This window comes from Streptomyces sp. TLI_105, from assembly GCF_900105415.1.
GTDB lineage: Bacteria > Actinomycetota > Actinomycetes > Streptomycetales > Streptomycetaceae > Streptomyces.
Genome location: NZ_FNSM01000002.1, coordinates 195,042 through 214,218, shown reverse-complemented (window position 1 = coordinate 214,218; position 19,177 = coordinate 195,042). Strand labels below are relative to the sequence as shown.

Annotated in this window: 21 protein-coding genes; 7 read left to right on the top strand and 14 right to left on the bottom strand. The window is 69.4% G+C overall.

What is annotated here, in order from left to right; translation table 11 throughout:
* The first annotated feature begins 33 nt into the window (after positions 1-33).
* Positions 34-807: a hypothetical protein gene (locus BLW86_RS40335; protein WP_093879269.1), complete on the top strand. Its 774-nt coding sequence runs from the start codon at positions 34-36 to the stop codon at positions 805-807.
* A gap of 87 nt (positions 808-894) precedes the next feature.
* Here BLW86_RS40335 and BLW86_RS43745 read toward each other — a convergent pair whose 3' ends face one another.
* The 14 genes from BLW86_RS43745 to BLW86_RS40260 all read right to left on the bottom strand — a co-directional run bounded on the left by BLW86_RS43745 (position 895) and on the right by BLW86_RS40260 (position 12,380).
* Positions 895-1,029, bottom strand: coding sequence for a transposase (locus tag BLW86_RS43745; protein ID WP_093879268.1), 135 nt, complete (start codon positions 1,027-1,029; stop codon positions 895-897).
* A gap of 313 nt (positions 1,030-1,342) precedes the next feature.
* Complete coding sequence (locus BLW86_RS40325; protein ID WP_093872121.1) at positions 1,343-2,149, bottom strand: IS5 family transposase; 807 nt, start codon at positions 2,147-2,149, stop codon at positions 1,343-1,345.
* Positions 2,150-2,237: 88 nt separating this feature from the next.
* Positions 2,238-2,486 (bottom strand): hypothetical protein, encoded by a 249-nt coding sequence (locus tag BLW86_RS40320; RefSeq protein ID WP_093879267.1) that lies wholly within the window; start codon positions 2,484-2,486, stop codon positions 2,238-2,240.
* Positions 2,487-2,552: 66 nt separating this feature from the next.
* Positions 2,553-2,954 carry a hypothetical protein gene (locus BLW86_RS40315; protein WP_093879266.1) on the bottom strand — a complete coding sequence of 134 codons (402 nt, stop codon included), beginning with the start codon at positions 2,952-2,954 and terminating at the stop codon, positions 2,553-2,555.
* A gap of 35 nt (positions 2,955-2,989) precedes the next feature.
* Positions 2,990-5,734, bottom strand: a complete 2,745-nt coding sequence (locus BLW86_RS41720; RefSeq protein WP_143060370.1) for a hypothetical protein — start codon at positions 5,732-5,734, stop codon at positions 2,990-2,992.
* A gap of 154 nt (positions 5,735-5,888) precedes the next feature.
* The gene (locus BLW86_RS40305) at positions 5,889-6,131 is read right to left on the bottom strand and encodes a carbohydrate ABC transporter (RefSeq protein WP_093879264.1); all 243 of its coding nucleotides are present in this window, start codon (positions 6,129-6,131) and stop codon (positions 5,889-5,891) included.
* Positions 6,128-6,646, bottom strand: coding sequence for a hypothetical protein (locus BLW86_RS40300; RefSeq protein WP_256341789.1), 519 nt, complete (start codon positions 6,644-6,646; stop codon positions 6,128-6,130). Before BLW86_RS40300 ends, BLW86_RS40305 begins: the two co-directional genes overlap by 4 nt.
* Positions 6,647-6,823: 177 nt before the next feature.
* Complete coding sequence (locus BLW86_RS40295; protein WP_093879263.1) at positions 6,824-8,554, bottom strand: DUF2637 domain-containing protein; 1,731 nt, start codon at positions 8,552-8,554, stop codon at positions 6,824-6,826.
* 54 nt (positions 8,555-8,608) lie between these two features.
* Positions 8,609-9,436 (bottom strand): hypothetical protein, encoded by an 828-nt coding sequence (locus BLW86_RS40290; RefSeq protein ID WP_093879262.1) that lies wholly within the window; start codon positions 9,434-9,436, stop codon positions 8,609-8,611.
* 245 nt (positions 9,437-9,681) lie between these two features.
* Positions 9,682-10,227 carry a DUF6197 family protein gene (locus BLW86_RS40285; protein WP_093879261.1) on the bottom strand — a complete coding sequence of 182 codons (546 nt, stop codon included), beginning with the start codon at positions 10,225-10,227 and terminating at the stop codon, positions 9,682-9,684.
* 68 nt (positions 10,228-10,295) lie between these two features.
* Complete coding sequence (locus tag BLW86_RS40280) at positions 10,296-10,478, bottom strand: hypothetical protein (protein ID WP_093879260.1); 183 nt, start codon at positions 10,476-10,478, stop codon at positions 10,296-10,298.
* 122 nt (positions 10,479-10,600) lie between these two features.
* Positions 10,601-10,864: a WhiB family transcriptional regulator gene (locus BLW86_RS40275; protein ID WP_093879336.1), complete on the bottom strand. Its 264-nt coding sequence runs from the start codon at positions 10,862-10,864 to the stop codon at positions 10,601-10,603.
* A 243-nt stretch (positions 10,865-11,107) separates the two neighbouring features.
* Positions 11,108-11,524, bottom strand: coding sequence for a hypothetical protein (locus BLW86_RS40265; RefSeq protein ID WP_093879258.1), 417 nt, complete (start codon positions 11,522-11,524; stop codon positions 11,108-11,110).
* Between the two features lie 106 nt (positions 11,525-11,630).
* Complete coding sequence (locus BLW86_RS40260; protein WP_093879257.1) at positions 11,631-12,380, bottom strand: hypothetical protein; 750 nt, start codon at positions 12,378-12,380, stop codon at positions 11,631-11,633.
* A 395-nt stretch (positions 12,381-12,775) separates the two neighbouring features.
* Here BLW86_RS40260 and BLW86_RS40255 point away from each other — a divergent pair, with 395 nt between their 5' ends.
* The 6 genes from BLW86_RS40255 (at position 12,776) to BLW86_RS40230 (ending at position 19,054) form a co-directional block, all read left to right on the top strand.
* Complete coding sequence (locus tag BLW86_RS40255; protein ID WP_177182000.1) at positions 12,776-13,108, top strand: GntR family transcriptional regulator; 333 nt, start codon at positions 12,776-12,778, stop codon at positions 13,106-13,108.
* 154 nt (positions 13,109-13,262) lie between these two features.
* Positions 13,263-14,654, top strand: coding sequence for a helix-turn-helix domain-containing protein (locus BLW86_RS40250; protein WP_093879255.1), 1,392 nt, complete (start codon positions 13,263-13,265; stop codon positions 14,652-14,654).
* A 67-nt stretch (positions 14,655-14,721) separates the two neighbouring features.
* Positions 14,722-15,366: a RibD family protein gene (locus tag BLW86_RS40245; protein ID WP_093879335.1), complete on the top strand. Its 645-nt coding sequence runs from the start codon at positions 14,722-14,724 to the stop codon at positions 15,364-15,366.
* A complete protein-coding gene (locus BLW86_RS40240) occupies positions 15,366-15,839 on the top strand; it encodes a cytidine/deoxycytidylate deaminase family protein (RefSeq protein WP_093879254.1) in 474 nt (157 codons plus the stop codon). Before BLW86_RS40245 ends, BLW86_RS40240 begins: the two co-directional genes overlap by 1 nt.
* 83 nt (positions 15,840-15,922) lie before the next feature.
* The gene (locus tag BLW86_RS40235) at positions 15,923-16,189 is read left to right on the top strand and encodes a helix-turn-helix transcriptional regulator (protein ID WP_093879334.1); all 267 of its coding nucleotides are present in this window, start codon (positions 15,923-15,925) and stop codon (positions 16,187-16,189) included.
* A 1,002-nt stretch (positions 16,190-17,191) separates the two neighbouring features.
* Entirely contained in the window at positions 17,192-19,054 is a 1,863-nt protein-coding gene (locus BLW86_RS40230) for a hypothetical protein (protein WP_371129701.1), read from the top strand.
* Positions 19,055-19,177 lie beyond the last annotated feature (123 nt).

Sequence of the window (19,177 nt, the reverse complement as noted above, 5' to 3'; positions counted from 1 at the left end):
CGCTGTAGAGCAGTTCGCGGCACGATGGCCGCCATGGGCAGAGTCATCGAAGCGATCAAGGGGAATCCCGAGGTTTTCGCCGCGGTGGTGGCATTCATCGGGATCGGCGGGGGCATCCTCGGCAACTTCATCGGCGCACGGATCCAGCTGCGGGGTGGCCGTGCTCAAGCGGACGCCGCTCGGGATGCCGCTCGCATCACGGCAGAGGCACAGCGATTGGCAGCCCTGCGGGACGACCGCAGGCGTGAGATAGCCCAGTTCGTACAGAAGGCGCGAGAGACGGTGTCCTATGCGAAGGCGTTGTATCAGCGGGATCATCAGGGGGGTGATCAGGCAGCCATCCGGACTGCGTACCTGGAGCTGTCACAGAAGCAGGCAGAGCTTGAGTTGATCGCCCCGGCGAGCCTGGTGGAATTGGCTCGTCAGGTCGTCGTGGTGGTGGAGAGCTGCATGGATCTCGCAGACGACCGCGCGCCGGCGGAGCGAGTTCGCCGCAGGTTGGAAGCCACCCCCGTGATGTCACCGCACCATGTCTGGGCACAGCGAGCGCTCCGCGCGCTGGATGACGCACGCGTTGCCAACCTCGCCCGTGACGGGAATGAGTATGCGGCGTTCAGGTCGGCGGCCCGTACGGCATTGGAGCAGCTGCCTCACGTGGGTGACGACGAAAGGCTCCTCTTGCTCGACGACACGTACCGGTTCCACCTTCGCGAACGGCGGCGGGACCAGGAGGAGAGCCTCAATGCCGCTCTTGGCGAGCTGGTGTCGGCTGCACGCCGACTGCTGAAGTCCGAGGATGTCGGCTGAGCCGTTTCTTTCGGATCACCTCGCCGACCAGATGGAGATGGCGGCGTGCTGATGGGCTCGGACGAAGGTGGAGTCGACTGCGACGACTCAGTCGAGATGGCCTTCGGCATCGGCCTGGGCGAGCAGAGCGGTGAAGACCTTCTCCCAGGTCCCGCCAGCGGCCCACTTCCGCAGTCGGTTGTGAGCCCCCTTCCACGAACCGAAGTGCTCGGGCAGGTCCATTCACGGTGTGCCGGTGCGGTACGTGAACGCGATCGCGTCGATCACCGGCAGGTGATCGACGCCACCGCCCACCCCGCTTCGGCTTCCGGTCCGGCAGCACCGGCTCGGTCCTCGCCCACCGGGCGTCAGTCAACGACACACCCGACCAACGACTCAGATGATCTAAAGATCACTGAGCTTCTTCAGAACGGCCACCGATCGGGTGACGGCCGGATCCGCGAGGGCTGATCACCACTGCAGCTCAGAGGACGGTCAACCCCACAGAGCCACTCACCCTCTGGGGTGGCCGCTGAAGAGGCTCACTGAGCCGTTTTCATCCTGAATAACTGCAGTTCAGCAGTGTGTGAACGGCTTGGACGACGGTGCCGATGCGGCGAGTGGAGCATCTGGCTCGCCGGAGGATTCGCCAGGACTTCAACTGCGCGAAGGCACGTTCGCCCGGGGCCCTCAGTCTGGTGTGGTCTTGGTTGAACCGCTGGTAGTGCTCGGGCTGTTCGCGGTGGCGGTAGTAGGGGGTGCGGACGGTGGCGCCAGCGCCCTGGTAGGCGCGGTCCGCGAGGACGAGGATCTGGCGGGTGAGGCAGGCCTGGACAATGCCGTGGGCACGCGCGGCGGTCAGGTCGTGGGTCCGGCCGGGTGTCGCGCGGGAGAACCACAGCGGTGTGCCGTCGGGGCGAGCGATGACCTGCACGTTCATGCCGTGCTTGCGGTGCTTCATCGAGTAGTACGGTTCGTCGGCGGCGATGCGGTCGGTGGGGATCAGAGTGCCGTCCACGATCACGAAGTCGCCCTCGCCCAGTCCGGTCAGGGCCTCGTGCAGGCCGGGCGCCCACGCGGCGAGGACGTCCAGGGTTTCGTCTACGTAGCGCCAGGCCGTCGCGGTGGAGACGCCGAACCCGGCCGCGAGTTGGGCGAACGTCTCGTTCTTCCGGAGGTGGGCCAGGACGAGCAGGGCCTGCTTGAAGCAGCCGAGTCGTCTCCACGGCGAGTTCAGTTCACGCCTTCGGGCGTAGATCAGCCAGGAGACATGCTCGACCAGCTCGTACGGGACGTCGAGCGTGGCAGGATACGGAACCAACAGAGCCCCCGGGCTGTCGGCAGTGTCGAGTGGAATCAACACCGCCAACGACCGGGGGCTCTGCCACGTTACCGCCCCAGCTGACCAGGCCTTATAGCCCTTCAGAGGCAGGATGAAAACGGCTCACTGATCAACTTCCTTGGCAATGCCGATGCTCCCGAAGTCGCCGCACATGCCTGGCGTACTGCCCAACCTTCGACCTCTGGGCGCGATCGATTTCAAGCACCTGAGGATCTGCCGCGCGCTCGTACAGCTCAACCTCGAAGGAGTCCGCGTCGACCTCGACAAGCCGGGCCAGGGCATCTCGATCCTGTTCAGCTGTCGGACGCGCTCGGACCTCGTCCCTCCACACCTGTCCGCTCGCCTCGGCTTCGTCCATCTCGCCAATATATGTGCGGGCAACAGCGTGCGGAGTCCGCCCCAACCAAGATCCGGAAGAAGTGCCCTAGTCATCGAAGAACCCGGGCTTGGGGGTCTTCTCCCGGCGGTTCGAGCGGACCTCGTCGAGCTCGCCGTAGAACCGGGCGTGCGAGCGCTGGAGCACACGGGAGTGGGACGCGCTCGCAACCGTGTCCTCGGTCAGGCGCTGGATGTGGACGGCCGCACCGCCCAGCGCGGTGGAGACCGCGGAGGTCAGCTCCACGAACCGCGGGTCCAGGTCAGCGTGCTCGATGGCCTGGGCGGTGTCCTGGGCCTTCTTGGCGTTGGCCTTCATCCGGTTCTGCAGGACCTCCAGCTCGGCGGCCTTGTCATCCAGCGCGTTCGACAGTCTGGTCAGCTTGGCCTGGATGGCCTTGTAGCTGTTGTCGTCACTGGTGACGGTTTCGCCGGTGTTTCCGCTGCTCATCGGGATGGTGTCTCCTTTCAATGGTTCGGTTCGGGTCAGTTGTGGTGGGCGGCGGCCGAGGCGTGGGCCAGGCCCGCGTCCTGTTTGGCGTCCATGTCCTGGCCGTAGACGCGGGCGACGCCGGCGGCGGCGTGCACGGCGGCCTCGGCTGCGTCCGCGCACTCCTGGGAGCACCGAGCGGCCTGGGCCGTCATCTCCGCCAGCGCCTCGGACAACTCGCTGATCTGCGAAGTGATCTCTGCGTCGATGTTGTGGTCGTCGGCCAGGTCAGCGGCGATCTCCTCAAGGGCTTTGGCCGTGGCCAGTAGGCGGCCGATCATCTCGTCGGCCGTCTCCTTGTCACCGAGGGCGCCCAGGGCGATGTTGGTCATCAACACCAGGTACTCGTTGAACTTGATGTCGGTCTGGTGCTTGGCGGGCAGCGACCGCGAACCGGCCTGTGCCGGAGTGTTGCCCATCGACAGGGTCTCCTTGGGGGTGGTGTCGGGTGGTGCGGACTGCGCCGGGATCTCCATCCCGGGCCCGCCCCCTGCTGGGGCGGTGCTCGTGTCGTTCCAGACGGGCCTCGAGGGCTCGGGCGGGCGGGAGTGGCCCGGCACGAGGAACCCCAGGAGCTGGGCTTTGGTGAGGTCTGCCAGGGGGTCGGCCTTGCCGCCGGGTACTTCGTCGGGACCGGAGGGCTTGCTCTCCTCCGTCGGCTCGCTCTCCTTCGCGGGCTTGCCGTCGTTGCCGGCCGGTGTGTCGGACCCGGGGGTTTGTCCTGCCGCCGCCGGGTCTGCCTCGGCAGCGTCCTTCTCGAGCCCGTTCTTGGGCGGGTGAGGGGCGTGGAGATCCTGAGGCTCGGCGCTCTGCCCGGGCTCTTGTCCGGGGCGGTCGTCGATGACGTCGGCGTCGACGATGTCATCGTCGGACTCCGGGCGAAGCGGAGAGCGGGCGCGCTCGCCCTCCGCCTCCATCCACAGCGGCGGCCGCGGGCCCTCCTCGGCAGGGGGCTTGTTCCTGGTGAGCCGGTCCTTGACGCGCTCACCGAACGACCGCTTCCCCAAACGCGGTTCTTCGCCTCCAGCCGTCTCGGCGGAGCCGCCAGACGGCTTCTCCTCGACGATCTCAGCCTCTTCCGGCTCCGTGCCCGCGGACGCGGTTGTTGGGGTCTCTGAGGGGCTTTCAGGGCTCTTGGCGGCGGTCGTGGGCGCCTCGGGCCCGGTGGGCTTCCCGGCCTTGCTGTCACCGCTGCCGGACTCCTCCTCGGCGGTCTCGGCCGTACCGGGCTCGCCCGGTTCCTTCTCCGCCTCGGCCTTGTCCGGGCCGCCGGGCTCTGTCGTCTTGTCGCCGGAGCCCTTGTCCTCCTTTCCGCCGGCCTCGTCCTTTCCGCCGGCCTTCTTGCCGTCCTCAAAGTCCGGCGCCGGCTTGCCCGTCCCCTCGGTCTTGCCGTCACCAGCCGTGCCCTTGGTCTTCTCGGACTCCTCCTTGGCCTCGGTCTTCTCGGACTCGGCCTTGCCTTCGCCTGCCTTGTCCTTGGCGAGCCGGGCGTCCTCGGCGGCCTGGCGGCGCTTGTCGAATCGTCGCTGTGCCTCGTCCCCGACCGCCTTGCCCAGCGTCGTACGCCCGGCCCCGGCCGCCTTCGCCTTCTCCCGCCGGGCCTTGCGCTCCTGGCGTCGGGCCGCGCGGGCGGCGCCGCGCTCGGCCCGGTCCTTCTGCTCCCGCTCCTGGCGCGCCTCGCGGTCCGCCCAGTCCTTGTCCCGGGCCCGCTGCCGCTCGGCGCGCGCCTGCTCGCGGTCCTTGGTGCGGTCCTTCAGACCGGCGGCCTGCTCGGCCGCCCGCCGCTGGTCCTTGGCCTTACCCCGCTCGGCGTGCCGTTCGGCCCGGGCCGACTGCCGGGCGGTCGCCCGGTCCTGACTCGGCGACGCGCCGCCGGAGCCCTTGGCGCCGTCCCGGCTGCCGCCGGCTCCGCCCCGGCCACCGCCGGTTCCGTCCCGGCCGCCTCCGGCCGGGGCCTGCTCCTTGGCGCGCTGCCGTTCCTGGCGGCGCTTGTCCTCGTTCGCCTTCGCGGCCGGGGCCGGCGAGTGGGTGGCGGAGGACCTGGCGTCCTTGCGGCCGCCCTTGTCCGCGCCGGAGCCGGCGCCGCCCCGGCCGCCGCCGGCTCCGGAGGTGTTCCTGCCGCCTCCGGCCGGACCAGTGCCGGAACCGCCGCGGCCGCCGCCAAAACCGCCCCGGCTTCCGCCGGAGGTGTTGGAGCCGGTTTTCATCGCGGCCGCGTCGCCCTTGCCCCGGGCGGCCTTTTTGTCGGCTGCCGCCTGGATACCCGCCTGGCGCAGTTTGTTGTGCACTTCCAGCAGGGCGATTTCGCGTTCGCTTTCCGCTTTCAGGCGGGCGACTTTCGCCTCGATGACCGCTTCCCGGTAGGGGCCTTCGGCCTCGAGACCGGCATACCCCTGGGCGATCCTGTATTCGAGCCAGTCACCGATCCTTTCCATAAAGGTGCGGCGCGGCTCGTATTCATATTCCCCGCCGCCCTCTTCTCCGCCGCCGGTTTCTTCTACAGTCGGGGAATAGGCGGGGGTGGATTCGGCGCGCAGCACACTTTCTGGGCCGATCGGTTCCCGGACGGGCGGCAGTTCGATCGTCCGCTCCATGGGGTTTTCCGTAGGGATTTCGCTGGGCGGGGGAATGAGGCGGTCGATATCGGCGAGCGGTACGGGCCGGTCGGTGACATCGCCTCCGGGGGGAAAGGGGATGAGCCGGCCGGGGCCGTCGCCGGGACCGTCGGAGGTGCTGGACACCGGGTGGGGCTCCTTCCTTGACAGGGTCGTGGCGCCTCGCGTATACGCGTGTGCGCGCCTGGGCGTGCGGGCGTGTGGGCGCCTGGGCGTTGGGAGCACACCGGAGGGGGCCGGCCGTGGTGGCCGGCCCCCTCCGAGGTCGTGCGGGTGGGTGCTACTGCTGGGTGTGCTTCACGTAGAGGCCGTGCAGGTCGTGGGCCAGTCGCCGCAGTCCCTGCACGTCGCCTCGCTTCAGCATCTTCCTGCCGTGTGTCTGCAGCAGCATGATGAGGAAGTAGAAAGCGCCGAGGTCTTCCCCGTGTTTTTCCACGAAATCCGTCCGCTGCTTGAGCAGGTAGTTGCGGGAATTCTGCGCTTTGATTTCGTGCCGGGTCAGCGGGCGGCTTGCATTGCTCACGCCGACTCACGCCCTCGCAGGTCGTGAATGTTCGACACGGGAGAAGCGTAGCCGCTTTCCGGCTTGCTGTGAAGTCCGGGCGGGGCGGCGGGCATGGGCGGGATCTGCTGCGGATTCTTCTTCCGCTGCTTTTCCAACTCCTTTTCCTTACGCTCTTTCACCGTGTTCGCGCAATTCTCGTCGAAAGCGTGACGACTGTAGGCAGCGGCCTCGAGGTCGGCGGCGAGGTTCTTGGCGTCCCTCAATACCTTCCGCAGAGCCTTTTCCACCGGCCGGGCACGGTTTTTGGCGTGCCAGAAACGGTCGCCCTGAAGGTGGGTGCCGCGCAGGTGGACGCTGGTCTCGTCCGCCAGCGTGGCCAGGTGGCGCTCGGTGTCGCGCACCACCCGCTGGATGTCCGCGAGGTAGCGGGCGGTCGCGGGCGCGCTGGCCGCCACATCCTGCAGCGGGTTGGGGGCGTTGTACCCGGGCGGCCGGCCCTGCGGGGCCGCGTCGGGACGGTGCTCGGGATTCACGGGGTCGTCCTCCAAAAGGGTGGGTGAGCCGGGGGTGTTCGCCTGCGGTTTCGCCTCTTTCCGGGGCGCGGCCGTGGCAGGGTGGTGGCGGCGTTTCGACGCCTTCACCGTGCTCCCGAGGCGCTTGCTTCGTCTCGGGGGCCGGTGGAACCGTCGAAACTGGCTCGTTTATGCAGGTCAGGCGACCTCCGAGGGAAGCTCACCGGCCTCCTGGAGGAGCTGGATGGCGCGCTTGCGGCGGCCGGAGGCGGTGGCCTGGGAGAAGTTGAAGATCTCCTCGATCCGGCTCAGCGTGATCGCCTTGACGCCTTCGGCGCGGATCATGTCGGCGATCTGCCGGGCTTCGCGTTCAGCCGGGGTCAGGCGGGCTTCAGCCTCCAGCTCGGCGGCCTTCAGCTCGTCCGCCGCCGCCTTCAGCCGGGCCGCCTGTGTGGCAGCGGCGTCCTCGGCGGCTTTGCGCTCGACGGCCTTGATCGCCGATTCCGCTTCGAGCTCCTTCTGCTGGTTCTCCTTGGCCTTCCGGTCGGCTTCAGCAGCCGCCTTGCGGGCTTCGGCGGCCCGCTTCTCCAGCTCGGCGGCCCGCGCGTCCTCCTCCTGCTTCACTCGGCGGGCCGTCGCGGCCTCCGCGCTCTCCTTCAACTCGACTTCAGCCTCCAGACGGCGGGCTTCAAGCTGTCGGCGGTGCTCGTCCTCCTTCTGCCGGGCCAGCAGCTCGGCACGCTCGGACTCCCAGTTGAGCTGGTCCTTTTCCCGCTGGCGGATCAGCTCGTCCTGCCGGGTCTGCTCCTGGGCCTCCAGCTCGCGGACCTTCGCCTCGGCCTCCGCCTTGACGCGCCTCGCCTCGGCCTCGGCTTGCGCACGACGGACCTGAAGGTCGGCTTCAGACTGCTGAACCGCCACTGAAGCCGACGCATCCGCCTCCGCCCTGGCCTTGGCCAGGTCGCCCTGGGCGCGAACCTTGGCGGCCTCCGCCTGAAGCTCGGCCGCCTTGATCCGGGCCTCCGCTTCAATCTTCTGAAGCTCCGCCCGGGCCCGTTGAAGGTCGCGCTTCTGCTCTCGAAGGTCCTGCGCGTCCTGCTGACGGTCGGGCTCTTCCAGGGCCTGTTCGACCGTCATGCCGTAGGCGGCGAGCCGCAGCGGCTGAAGCTTTTCTTCACTGGCCTTGAAGCGCCACAGCCGGCCGTACTCCTTGCGCAGTCCGGAGCGGTAGACCATCAGCTGCCGGTCGCGCTCCAGGGCCGCCTCGTAGGAGGTGATCTCCCAGGACTTCATCAGCCGGTTGACCCGGGCGGAGCTGACCGGCTGGTAGAACCAGCGGGAGAAGCGGATCCGCTCCATCTGGCGCCGGTTGCGCAATCGGCCGATGTGCGCGGCGTACAGGTGGGCGGCGATCTCGGACAGCACCACCCACAGTGCGGCGAGCGCGGCATGCCCGAGCTTGCCCTCCCTCGTCGCGCCGGTGTTCCAGTTCAAGACGATGGTGACGACGGTCAGCACGCGCGGCACCCACTTGACCCAGGCAAGCGGCTTTTCTGCCTTGACCAGCAGCAGGTTGACGATGGAGAAGGTCAAGATGCCCAGGTCGACACCGACGGGAAGCATCCAGGCGTACTCGCCCCAGCCCCAACCACCCTCGGCGGCCGTCCTGGCGGCCTTCTCCTCCAGGGCCTTGTAGGAGGAGGCCAGGCCGAGAGTGCCGACGCCGACGCCGGAAGCGATACCGGAACGCAGCAGCCACTTCTCGCCCCGGGACCACGACAGGGAGGACCCGGACGGGGGCGCCCCGTCGAGGGACGGGAAGGGGTGCCCGTCAGAAGCATCAGCAGCCGGAGCGGGCACAGGGCCGGGGACGGAGTGGTGCTCCGGCGCCCCGTCGGCGGGGCGGGCCAGGTCCGTATGGGTGGTCATCAGGCGCTCCTTGAGCGGTCGTGCCGGGTGGGCCGGCAGAAGAGGGGGAAGGGGTCAGGCCGGTGTGGGCTCGTGGTCGCCGACCAGGCGGGCGACCTCCATCAGGCGCTCGCGCTGCTGCTCGATCTCGGCGGTGAGCGCGCGGACCAGTGGGGTCTGGTGCGGCCAGGAGTAGGCGCGGGGCGTGTAGTCGTCGGGCCAGCGGATGACCCAGTCCGAGGCGTCCAGGCCGAGCTCCCGGGCGACCGTCTCGAGCTCGAGCTCGTGCTCCTCGCCCGCGTCGCGGCGCTGTTCGGCGGCGAGCAGGGACAGCTCCTCGGCGACCGCGTCCCACGCCCGGGCCGCGTCGAGCGCGGCCCGCTCGGCGTCGGTGAGCCGGAGCAGCTGCGCGCGCCACATGCCGTCGGAGGTGTGGCGGAACACCTCGAACGCCTCGCGCAGCTCGCTCTGGGCGGTGGTCCACGCCTGCCAGAGCGGGGCGGCCCGGCGCAGGACTGGGGCGGCCTGGATCCGCAGCCGGCCCTGCGACCACAGTGACTGGGCCACGGTGTACTGGCTGTCCAGCTCGCACTTCTGCTTCCAGGTCAGCGCCGGGTCGTCCCACGCCTCGCGCGGCATCTCCGGCCGGCTCTCGCGGCCGGTGAAGGCCCGGAAGTAGAAGGTGACGGTGCCGAACGCGGTGGGCTCGGCCCGCAGGTAGTGGGGGTGGCAGTGGCGGGCGATGTCGGCGGCCGGAGACAGCTGCGGCTTCGCGGCCGCGGCCGCGAGCGCGTCGGCGGCCTCCCGGACGTCCTGGGGGAGGCGGCTGGTCTCGTCGAGCGGCCGGCGCGGCAGGCGGCCGTGGTCGTCGAGCGGGTGCAGGAGCGGGATCGTGCGGGTCATCGCGGTCCTCCATGAAGTCGGCCCGGGCTCCTGCCCGGGCACGGCGGTACGGCGAAACCGGCGGCCCGCCTGGCGGGCAACCGGAGAGGGCGGGTGCGGTCGGGCGGGTGGGAGCTTCGTTCGGGCTCCCGCCGGACGGGAGACGGCGGAGCGAGGTGCGGGGCGGGCCCCGGTGCTCCCCGCCGTCCCTCGCCGGGCGGGCGAGGGACGACAGGCAACTCGGGGAGAGCGCAAAAGGCGGCAGGTCAGGCGGCCTGGTCCGCCTCGGCGGCGCCGGGCCCGTAGGCGCGGGCGAAGCGGGCGCCGGCGGCCAGCAGAGCGGTGACGTCCTCACGGGTGCGGTGCAGGCGCTCCGCCCACGCCGTGGCGCGGGCCTGGTCGTGACCGGTCAGTGCACGGACCACCAGGGTCAGCACCTCGTACGCGACGTCGCGGGTGTCAGCATCGCCATCCCCGCCGCGCGCCGCGTGGTCCAGCGCCGCGGACAAGGTGCGTGGGGCAGGGGCGGTCTCCTCGCGGACCGCGAGGAGCACCTCGCGGACCATGGCCTGCGTGCTCATCGACTCGATCGCGGGCAGCTCCGCGCTCACGGCCGGGCCGTAGTTGGACATGCGAGTCCAGCCGTCGGTCTCCAGCAGGGCGACGGCCGCCTCCAAGTGACGGGCGACCGACTCACCGGTCGACTCCTCACCCGAGGCGCCGGTCCACACCGGCCGGTAGGAGTCCTTCACGAGCCCGGCGGCCCGGGCGAGGACCTCGTCGGTGAACACGGTGGTGATGGTGCTGGTCATGCGGTTCTCTCCTTCGGAGACAAGGACCGCCCCCGCCGGGCGGCGGGGGCGGGAGAGACAGGCGAGCCTCAGCGGCGCTGCTGGGTGAGGTGGTTGGTCCAGGCGTCCTGGAGGCGGGAGAACCGCTCGAACAGCGGCGCTCCCACCTCGTACGGAGCCTCGACCCGGCACGAGCAGTCGGTGACGTGGGTGGTCCACTCGTCGACGGCGGCCATGTAACGGATGTAGAGCGGGTTCTGGCGGGCAGTCACTTCACCTGTGATTTCGATCAGGGCTCAGCAGAACGGGCAGTTCTGGCTTTCCGACCAGCAGCCGCAGTTGGAGCACTGCCACAGGTGACGCAGAACCGCGGTCAGCCTGGCCAGGCAGGAACTCATGCCGACACCGCCTGTCCGCTCGGGGACTGCTGGCGGGCGCGGCGCTTCATGGCGCGGCGCTCGTCCTCCGACAGCCCGCCCCAGACACCGTCGTCCTGCCCGGACTCCAGCGCCCACCGCAGGCACGCCTCCATGACGGGGCAGCGGCAGCAGACAGCCTTGGCTTCCTTGATCTGCAGCAGGGCGGGGCCGGTGTTGCCGATGGGGAAGAACAGGTCAGGGTCTTCTTCGCGGCAGACCGCGTTGTGGCGCCAGTCCATGGCGGTCACTTCCCCGAGCGGACGCGGCGCAGGGCCTCGTCCATGTCCGTGTCGGAGTCGGTCGGGTGCTGTGCGATGCTGTTCTGCATCAGGTCCTCCACTCAGGTCCTGGACGGCCTCGGGGGCGCAATCCCCGGGGCTGTCGTTGTTTTGGCGGGTCGTACGACCGGCCACGACCAGCGGCCACCCCTCGGTGCAGTAGGGGTGGCCGGTGATCGTGGGCGTCCGTTCGAGAGGGGCGGCTCAGGCTGCGGCGTACTCCGGGCGGCATCCGGAGCGGATCGTCCGGCGCAGGCGGCCGGCGTAGGGGAGCAGGACGTCGACCAGGCGCTCGCGGACGCGGGCGGTGATGGCCGGGTCGGCGGCGAGGATGTCGCGGCCGGCATCCACGCGGGCGGCGATCTCGGCGCCGTACGCGAGGGCGAGCTCGTGGCGGCGGTCGGGCGGGACGGTCAGGACCGCGGCCGCGTACCGGCGCAGCTCCCGGTCGGTGCCCGCGGGCTCGTACATCTCCAGCGGCGTACCGAAGGCGACGTCGAGGTCGACGTCGAAGTCGTCGAGCGGGACGTCGAGCTCGTCCAGGAGCGCGAGCGTCTCGGCGTCGAACACCTCGCCGGTGGTGCCGGGCCGGCGGTTCGTCAGGGTCGAGGTGGCGGGCATCGGGCCTCCAGGTGCGGTGAGTCGGGTAGGACGGGAGCAGAAGGCCCCGGCCCCGTCCCCCGCGCGAAGCGGGAGCCAGAGCCGGGGCCGTTGTCGGTTGTGCGGGTCAGGCGGTCGCGGTACGGGCCGCGTACTGGCGGCCGAGCTCGGCCTGCCGCCGGGCGAAGGTCTTCTCGTCGACCGGCGCGAGCGGGACGTCGGGGCCCTCGGCCGGGGCACTGCCGGCAAGGATGTCGGCGCGGCGGGTGTCGGCGTCGCGGACCGCCGGCGCGGTCTTCTCCCACTGCGCCCTGCGGGCGATGGGCTTCGCCTTCTCGCGGGCGAGCTCCGCGTTGCACACGAGGACGTAGCGGTGGGCGAGGTCGCCTCCGTCCGTGCAGTGCTGGCCGGTGCCGCACTGCACGCACTCGTCGACGTGGTCGAGGTAGGCCTGCCGGGCCGCCTCCTGCGTGACTCCCGCGTGGATACGGGAGACCGGGGCAGCCGGGGCCGGGATCGGCTTGTAGAACTGCCGGGCGGCGCGCCGGTTCTCCTGCGGCATCGCGTCGCGCAGCAGCCGGTCCTGCCGGGCCTGCCAGCGCCGGACGTCGATGTCGACGTCCACCAGCTGGTCGCTGCCGGGGCAGAGGGGGCGCTTCTCGCCCTCCGTGGCCTTCCCCTTGTCTAGGCCGTGGGGGCGGATCTTGAGGATGGTCTCGCCGATGATCCGGCGCCAGGTGCGGCAGTCGGGGCAGACGATCGAGCGGACCTCGCCCGGACGGACGTTGAAGTCCTGCGGGGACATGGAGCTGAGCAGCAGCGGCTCACGGCGGTTGGTGTTCTTGGTCCGGACACGGCCGGGACGGATACGGGGCATCGGGTCCTCCTGACGTGATGGGCGCGGTGCTGCCTTCTCTGCCGCGCCAGGAGCCGGCCTTTCGGCAGGCGGGTCCTGACGGACAGACAGCGCAGCAGCGCTGTACGGGGTAGATCAGGTGGAGCTATGCGGTTTTGTACGAGTCGCCGGGGGAGCTGGGCTCGACCCCACTGCCGTCGCCTCCGAAAAGACGGCCACCGCCTCCGGAGAGGCGGAACTCGCATTTGTGCGGTGGTGCAGGTACTGCTCAGCGGGCGCCAGTAGGGGAGTTCCCCGAAGGCCCTTCTCTGCTGACACAGGTAACTTAGCTGATACAATCAGGTCCGTGTCAAGCAGTTCGCTACCGAAGCTAGGGAAGCTGTCTAAGTAGAGGAGCTCGTCCTACGATGTCGCTCATGAGTAGCGAGGCCGTGCAGCCGTACCAGCGGATCACCCAGGACTACGCCGAGAAAATCCGGCAGGGAAGGCTCAGTGCTGGTACCAGGCTGCCCGGTATCCGAGAGATCTCCGAGGAGTATGGCGTCGCCGCCGGCACCGTTCAGCGAGCCCTTACGGAACTGCGTAACGCGGGGTTGATCTACTCCCACCAGGGGCGTGGGTCCTTCGTGAGCGAGAGCGCCGAGAAGTCCGTTGAGGACTCGAGCACCCTTGCCATCAGAGCGCTTGAATCTCGGGTCACAGAACTTGAAGCGCGCCTGGAGAGGCTTGAGAAGGGTCATGATGGCTGAGTTCTCCTCCCGCTTCTCGCTGTGCATGTTCCTCACTCCTTGGTTGCTCTCGGCTTCGCTACGAAAGTTGTAGGCGCCCTGGCGACCGAGAGCCAGGTCTGCCATGTGTCCGGCAGGGCGGACACATCGATCGGAGACATGAAGGGGGATCAGTGTGGGACAGAGGCCGAACATCCTGACTCCAGAGGCGTCGCCTCTGGCACGTTTCGGCTACCACGTGCGGGAACTCCGCGAGCGGCGCAACCACACCCTGCGCAGCTTGGCTGAGGCGACCTACATCTCGTACTCCAAGCTGTGGAAATGGGAGAACGCTCAGCGCGCGCCAAAACATCGCTCGGAAGTGGAGCTGCTGGACCGCGAACTCGACGGCCGTGGGCTCTTACCCGAGCTGTGGGATCGCATCAGCACGGAGCCTCCCCCTGCGGCCCATGTGTCCGTTCCGGCAGCCCATGTGTCCGAAACGTCAACGGCCCTGGTCACGGCTTCGGCCGGACAGGCAGGCTCAAGGGATGACGGCACGGACATGGTCGTCGTTCCCTGCCGCGTCCACGGAAGGATCCGCTTCGTGCCTGTGCCCCGCCGCGTCGTCCTCGCCTCCGGCCTCGCTGGACTCGCCGCAACGGCGCTTCCGGCTCCACCTGCCCATGCTGCGGCTGCTGACATGGCATCCCCTGTCGAGCACTTCGCGCAGCTCCGTCGTGTGATGATCCAGACCGATAACTTGATCGGTCCCCGGCACGTTCTGCCTGCGCTCCAGCAGCACCTCGTTCAGCTCGCCGCTCGTCGACGCGCTTCTCGTGGGGCTGACGCGGCGGCGCTTCTCGCGCTCGAGACCCGCTACGAGGAGTTGGCCGGCTGGCTCGCCCAGGACATCGGCGACGAGCGCACTGCCCATGGGCACACCGCAAAAGCTTTGGACGCCTCCCACATCACCGGCGACGTCGACCTCACCACGTACATCCTCGGGCGGAAGGCCCAGTTGGCTAGCGACACAGGGCATCCTGCTGACGCCCTCGGTCTTGCTGTAGCTGCTCGTCGCACCGCACAAGCGGGCAGTCGTCTCGAGGTCATCGCCGTCATACACCAGGCCCACGCTCATGCCGTTCTTGGGGATGCCACCGATGCCCTCAACGCATACGACACAGCTTTGAAGCTTCTCAGCCGCGCGGAATCCGACAGCATCTGGGGCTCGTGGCTCGATGAGGCGTACATCAACACGGCCAGGGCTCGGTCCCTCGCAGCCCTCGGCGAATACGGGAAGGCTGCCGCTGGCTTCGATACCGCCATCGCCGCGCTCCCGCCCACCTACCGCCGTGACCGAGGTGTCTACCTCGCTCGCTCCGCCCGAGCGCACGCTGGCACTGGCAACGTCACGCTCGCCGCCCAGATTGGGCTGCAGGCAGTCGGCATCGCTGCCGAAACCGGATCCGCCCGGATCATTGGTCAGCTCGACCGCCTCGAGCAGGCACTCGCCCCCGCCTGCAGAGAGGATGGCGTCGCCGAGTTCCGCGCCGCGCTCAACCAGATCGTTCTTCACCCTGCCTGACTGAGCTGTCCCCCACTCATCCTTTGGAGCACTCGTGCCTCGCCCGTACGTCATCCTCTCGGCCGCCATGTCAGTCGACGGCTACCTGGACGACACCAGCCCCGAGCGGTTGCTGCTCTCCAACGCCGACGACTTCGACCGCGTGGACGAGGTGCGCGCCTCCTGCGACGCGATCCTGATCGGCGCAACGACCATGCGGAAGGACAACCCGAGGCTGCTGGTCAACTCGGAGCAGCGCCGCACGAAGCGGATCGCGGAGGGCCGGTCGGAGTACCCGCTGAAGGTGACGGTGACCGCCTCCGGCGACCTCGATGCGGACCTAAAGTTCTGGCACTACGGAGGCCAGAAGCTCGTCTTCACGGTCGACTCCGCCGTCGACAAGATGAAGGCAACGCTCGCGGATCTCGCGGACGTGGTCAGCGTCGGCCCCGAGCTCGACTGGGGCCTGGTCCTCGACGAGTTGGGCCGCCGTAAAGTCGGCCGGCTCATGGTGGAGGGCGGCGGCACGATCCACACCCAGCTCATGGCCCAGAACCTGGCCGACGAAGTCCACCTCGCCGTCGCGCCACTGCTGGTTGGCCAGGCCGACGCCCCGAAGTTCCTGGGCACCGCCAACTACCCGGGCAGGTCGACCGCCCGCATGCGGCTGCTGGAAGCCCGCGTGATCGGCGACGTCGTGCTGCTCCGCTACGCCCCGAAGGAGCGCAGCTGATGCACGCGCCCGACCGGGACCAGGACCTCCACTGGATGCGACGCGCGATCGGCCTCGCCTCGCTGTGCCCTCCGGCCGCCGGAGCCTACTCGGTGGGCGCGGTCATCGTCGCCGAGGACGGCACCGAACTTGCGGCTGGCTACTCCCGCGAGGGCGATCCGCGTGAGCACGCGGAGGAAGCCGTCCTCGCGAAGCTCCCGGCGGGCGACCCGCGGCTGGCCACGGCGACGATCTACTCGTCCCTGGAGCCGTGCTCTCAGCGGAGCGCGGACCGTACTCCGTGCGCGCAGCGGATCCTCGAGGCCGGGATCCCGCGCGTCGTCATCGCCTGGCGCGAACCATCCTTGTTCGTTGCCGACTGTGTCGGAGTCGAGCTCTTGGTTGCTGCTGGCGTGACGGTTGTTGAACTGTCCGAGCTCGCAGATGCCGCTCAAATGCCGAACCGCCACCTGGGTGACGGCCGCAGCAGGTAATCCACACTCACCCGCGCAAGGCTGCCCCACAGAGATCAAACAGTGTATCTTTTCGGGAAACGCTGAATGGGATGGAGGCTGCGATGTCGGATCCGCTGCGTCGAGACGATGCCCTAGTGGATGCTGACACGCTGCCTCCGCCGCGCATCCGCCAACAGCTGCGCATCGCCGCGAATTTGACCCAGGCGGAAGTCGCCGAGGCCATCGGCGTCAAGCGCCTCGCCATCGTCCGATGGGAAGCCGGCCATACGCAGCCCCACCGCAGTAACCGCCTGAAGTACGCGGAGTTTCTCCGCGGCCTGGCCGAAGAGCATCCGACCGTCGCTCAGGGAGGCCCGCGTGAGGACTGACCTGGCTCCCGGTTTCGGGTACGCCGACGCCGCCTTCGGTTTCGAGGGGGTCGGGGTGACGTAGCCGCCACCGGCCGCGCGCCAGATGAGTGGACGGCAATCCACTTCAACCTCGCGCGGCCCTTCGTGCCGACCATCAGGTCGGCCGCCCGGTCCCCGGTTGGCCCCGGTTCTGGGCTCCAGCTCATCGAGCTGGGTTGAGCAATCCAATGCAGTACCTGGTCCGCAAGGACCAAGCAGTAGCCGCAGCGGCCCTCCGGCAAGAGGGCTTCTGCACAACACCACCGAAGTGGCTCCGCCGTTCCGACAGCCCCGGCAAGGGCTTTGGAACACGGCACGACCAGCCCGAGGGCTATCCGTGCCACCCGTCCGATTCACCGCAAGAGAAGGGGGACCCGTCTCTGGTTCCTCGTCCGGTGCCCGCTCCTTGCGGAGGGGGCGCATCCACCTACCTGCTGAAACATCCACCCGGCGATACGCCGGGAGATACAGAGAGGCGGACGTCCTCATAGTGCCCGATCTGGTGTCCCCTGAAAAGTCGAGCCCTGCCTGTTTTAGAACGTTTCGCACCTTTGGCGCTTTTCATGTGACGGAACAAGCGCTCCTTATCTTCCGGTTCGCTACTTTTGAACAGGAAGTGACTCTTCCTGCAGGAAACCACGAGCTGATCGTTTCCTCCGGGTCTGCCCGGCCGTTCCTCGGCAGCGTCCACAGGCGCTCGCTTCCCGCCCAGCGGGATGGCGCGAAAGTTCTCGCCCGCCGTGCGGGAGCGGTGGACCAGATGCGAGTTCGTCGGTCTCTGTCCACAGGCCGGTCGGGTCATCGTGCCCGGGTGATCATCGCTCGCGCTGTTGCGCCTGTTCTCCGTCTCACCCTGGCCAGGGGTGTCCGCTTTGGCCGGTACACCACGGCCATGAATATCTGCACCGCTCTGCCTGCCCCAAGCGTCCGTTCGCTCGCCACGTTCCGCCTTCCGGCCGTTGGGAGTGCTCGATGAGCGTCGTGGCGGCGGCCGGCGCCGCTTCGGTGGACGAGTCCGTCAACGACGTCGCCGACAACCCGGTCGGCGCCACGTCCGTTCCGGCCGGTGAGGTCCGGGGGCGGCGTCAGCGGGTGCGGGTGCCGATGCGTCTGGTGTGGACGTCGTCCTATCAGGACGTGGCGCTGTCGGTGTACGTGAAGGTGAAGGCGCTCGCGGCGCGGCCGGAGGGGTGTGAGGCGCGTACGGAGACGATCGCCAGGTATCTCGGACTGTCGGAGGCTTCGGTGGAGCGGGGGATGAGGCAACTGCGCCGGCCGGGGCCGGACGGCGTGGTGGAGCTGCTTTCCAAGAGGCGGACGCTGCCGGGTGGCCGGGGCCAGTCGGCGGTGCGCACGGTGCGGCCGATGTTGCGGACGGAGGCGTACGTGTGGCTGCCGGTGGCGGCCGCGGAGGACCTGACGCCTCGGCAGCTACGGGTGTTCGCGCTGGTGGCGTACGCGCAGGCGCGGGGGATCGCGCTGACGGAGGCGGAGATCGCCTCTTATCTGCTGCACCACTCGGGCAAGAAGGCTGGCCGGGCGTTGTCGGTGACGGCGGCGTCGGCGGTCGTGGACGAGGTGGAGGCGGCGCGCTGGATGACGGTGCAGCGGCGGGCGGGAGCGCGAGGGCGCAACCGGTACGTCGCGCACGACCTGGCTCCCGAGGCCCGCCCGGCCGAGGTCGTCCAGGCGGCCGCCGGGGTGGTCGTGGACAGCGGTCTCGAGGCGTCGGCGAGTTCCCCGGTTGGTGAGGGATCGGGTTCTCCGGTTGGTGAGGGATCCCTCGCGAATGAGGAATCACCTAAGACTGACTCACCTGAGGACGGGCGAGCGTTCTTCTCATCCGCCGTAGGCGAGGTACAGGTAGGTAAGGGCGCTTCGCCTGTGGAAAACCGGGCCGGTGACAAAGCTGCCGCTGGCCGGGGCGACGCTGCTCTCGCGCTTCGCGCGGATGGCAAGAACGAGCCCTCGTCGAAGAAGCCGGTAGTCGAAAAGCGCAGCAGCGGGGCCGGGGGCGGCCGGGGATCGTCGTACACCGGTCCGCAGCTGGCGATGAGCGCGGAGATCTACGCCGTGCTGGAGCCGGTGCACCACCTCTTGGCCCAGGTGACCAGCGCGTTCGTCGCCCGGCAGATCGCCCGTGAGGTCGGCCGGCAGATCGACGCCAGCACCTGTGCCGAGCGTCTCCAGCACCGGCTGACTACCCGGCTGGCGGGGACGATGTCGGACGAGATCCGTGACCCGGGCCGGTGGCTGCTCGGGGTGGCCCTGCCCCGCTGGGGCTGCGGCTACGCCGACTGCGAGTCCGGCACCATCTGGCGCACAGGCGCGGCCTGCGAGGTGTGCGCCGAGATCGTCCAGGACAAGGCCGCCGCCCGTGAGCGCACCCGTCGTGCCGCCGCCGGCCTGTGCCTCCAGCACGGCACCCGCCCGGACCCGTCCGGCCGCTGCGCCGACTGCGACCTCGAGACCGCGGCCGCCCGGCCCACCAACGTTCCGGCCCAGCGGGCTGTGGAGGGCCCGGAGCGCGGGACGTGCGGTGAGTGCGGCTGCCGGATCTTCATGACCGGCCGGCCCCTGGACGACGGCCTATGCAAACCCTGCCGCGAGGAGCTCCACCCCGGCCTCGTCTCCGCGCCCCGGGCCGTCACGGTCGTTCCGGCGCCCACTCAGCTCCACACTGAGGCGCCCGTGCGGACCGCGACGGTCGGGTCGGTCGAGGAGTCCGGCCCGAGGACCTGCCAGGGTCGGGAAGCAGATGCGCCGTGCACGCGCGAGGCCCTGGCGTTGCGCCGGTTCTGCCGACGGCACGTGGTCCAGGGGATCGCCGGGGTGGTGGCCTGATGACCAGCACCCCGCAGCCCTCCGGGATTGACCTCGCCCGCCAGGCGCTCCTCGCCGCTCGTGAGGCGGCGAAGAAGCGCGGGACCGCCCGCCAGGACAAGCCCCGCCGTCGGACCCGGATCG

Excerpts from the sequence above, each read along its gene's own strand:
- BLW86_RS40260 (WP_093879257.1), bottom strand. The coding sequence starts at position 12,380 with ATGCCCCGTATCCGTCCCGGCCGTGTCCGGACCAAGAACACCAACCGC.
- BLW86_RS40245 (WP_093879335.1), top strand. The coding sequence starts at position 14,722 with ATGTCAGTCGACGGCTACCTGGACGACACCAGCCCCGAGCGGTTGCTG.
- BLW86_RS40315 (WP_093879266.1), bottom strand. The coding sequence starts at position 2,954 with ATGAGCAGCGGAAACACCGGCGAAACCGTCACCAGTGACGACAACAGC.
- BLW86_RS40275 (WP_093879336.1), bottom strand. The coding sequence starts at position 10,864 with ATGGACTGGCGCCACAACGCGGTCTGCCGCGAAGAAGACCCTGACCTG.
- BLW86_RS40255 (WP_177182000.1), top strand. The coding sequence starts at position 12,776 with ATGAGTAGCGAGGCCGTGCAGCCGTACCAGCGGATCACCCAGGACTAC.
- BLW86_RS40320 (WP_093879267.1), bottom strand. The coding sequence starts at position 2,486 with ATGGACGAAGCCGAGGCGAGCGGACAGGTGTGGAGGGACGAGGTCCGA.
- BLW86_RS40295 (WP_093879263.1), bottom strand. The coding sequence starts at position 8,554 with ATGACCACCCATACGGACCTGGCCCGCCCCGCCGACGGGGCGCCGGAG.
- BLW86_RS40335 (WP_093879269.1), top strand. The coding sequence starts at position 34 with ATGGGCAGAGTCATCGAAGCGATCAAGGGGAATCCCGAGGTTTTCGCC.
- BLW86_RS40290 (WP_093879262.1), bottom strand. The coding sequence starts at position 9,436 with ATGACCCGCACGATCCCGCTCCTGCACCCGCTCGACGACCACGGCCGC.
- BLW86_RS43745 (WP_093879268.1), bottom strand. The coding sequence starts at position 1,029 with ATGGACCTGCCCGAGCACTTCGGTTCGTGGAAGGGGGCTCACAACCGA.
- BLW86_RS40240 (WP_093879254.1), top strand. The coding sequence starts at position 15,366 with ATGCACGCGCCCGACCGGGACCAGGACCTCCACTGGATGCGACGCGCG.
- BLW86_RS40265 (WP_093879258.1), bottom strand. The coding sequence starts at position 11,524 with ATGCCCGCCACCTCGACCCTGACGAACCGCCGGCCCGGCACCACCGGC.
- BLW86_RS40285 (WP_093879261.1), bottom strand. The coding sequence starts at position 10,227 with ATGACCAGCACCATCACCACCGTGTTCACCGACGAGGTCCTCGCCCGG.
- BLW86_RS40235 (WP_093879334.1), top strand. The coding sequence starts at position 15,923 with ATGTCGGATCCGCTGCGTCGAGACGATGCCCTAGTGGATGCTGACACG.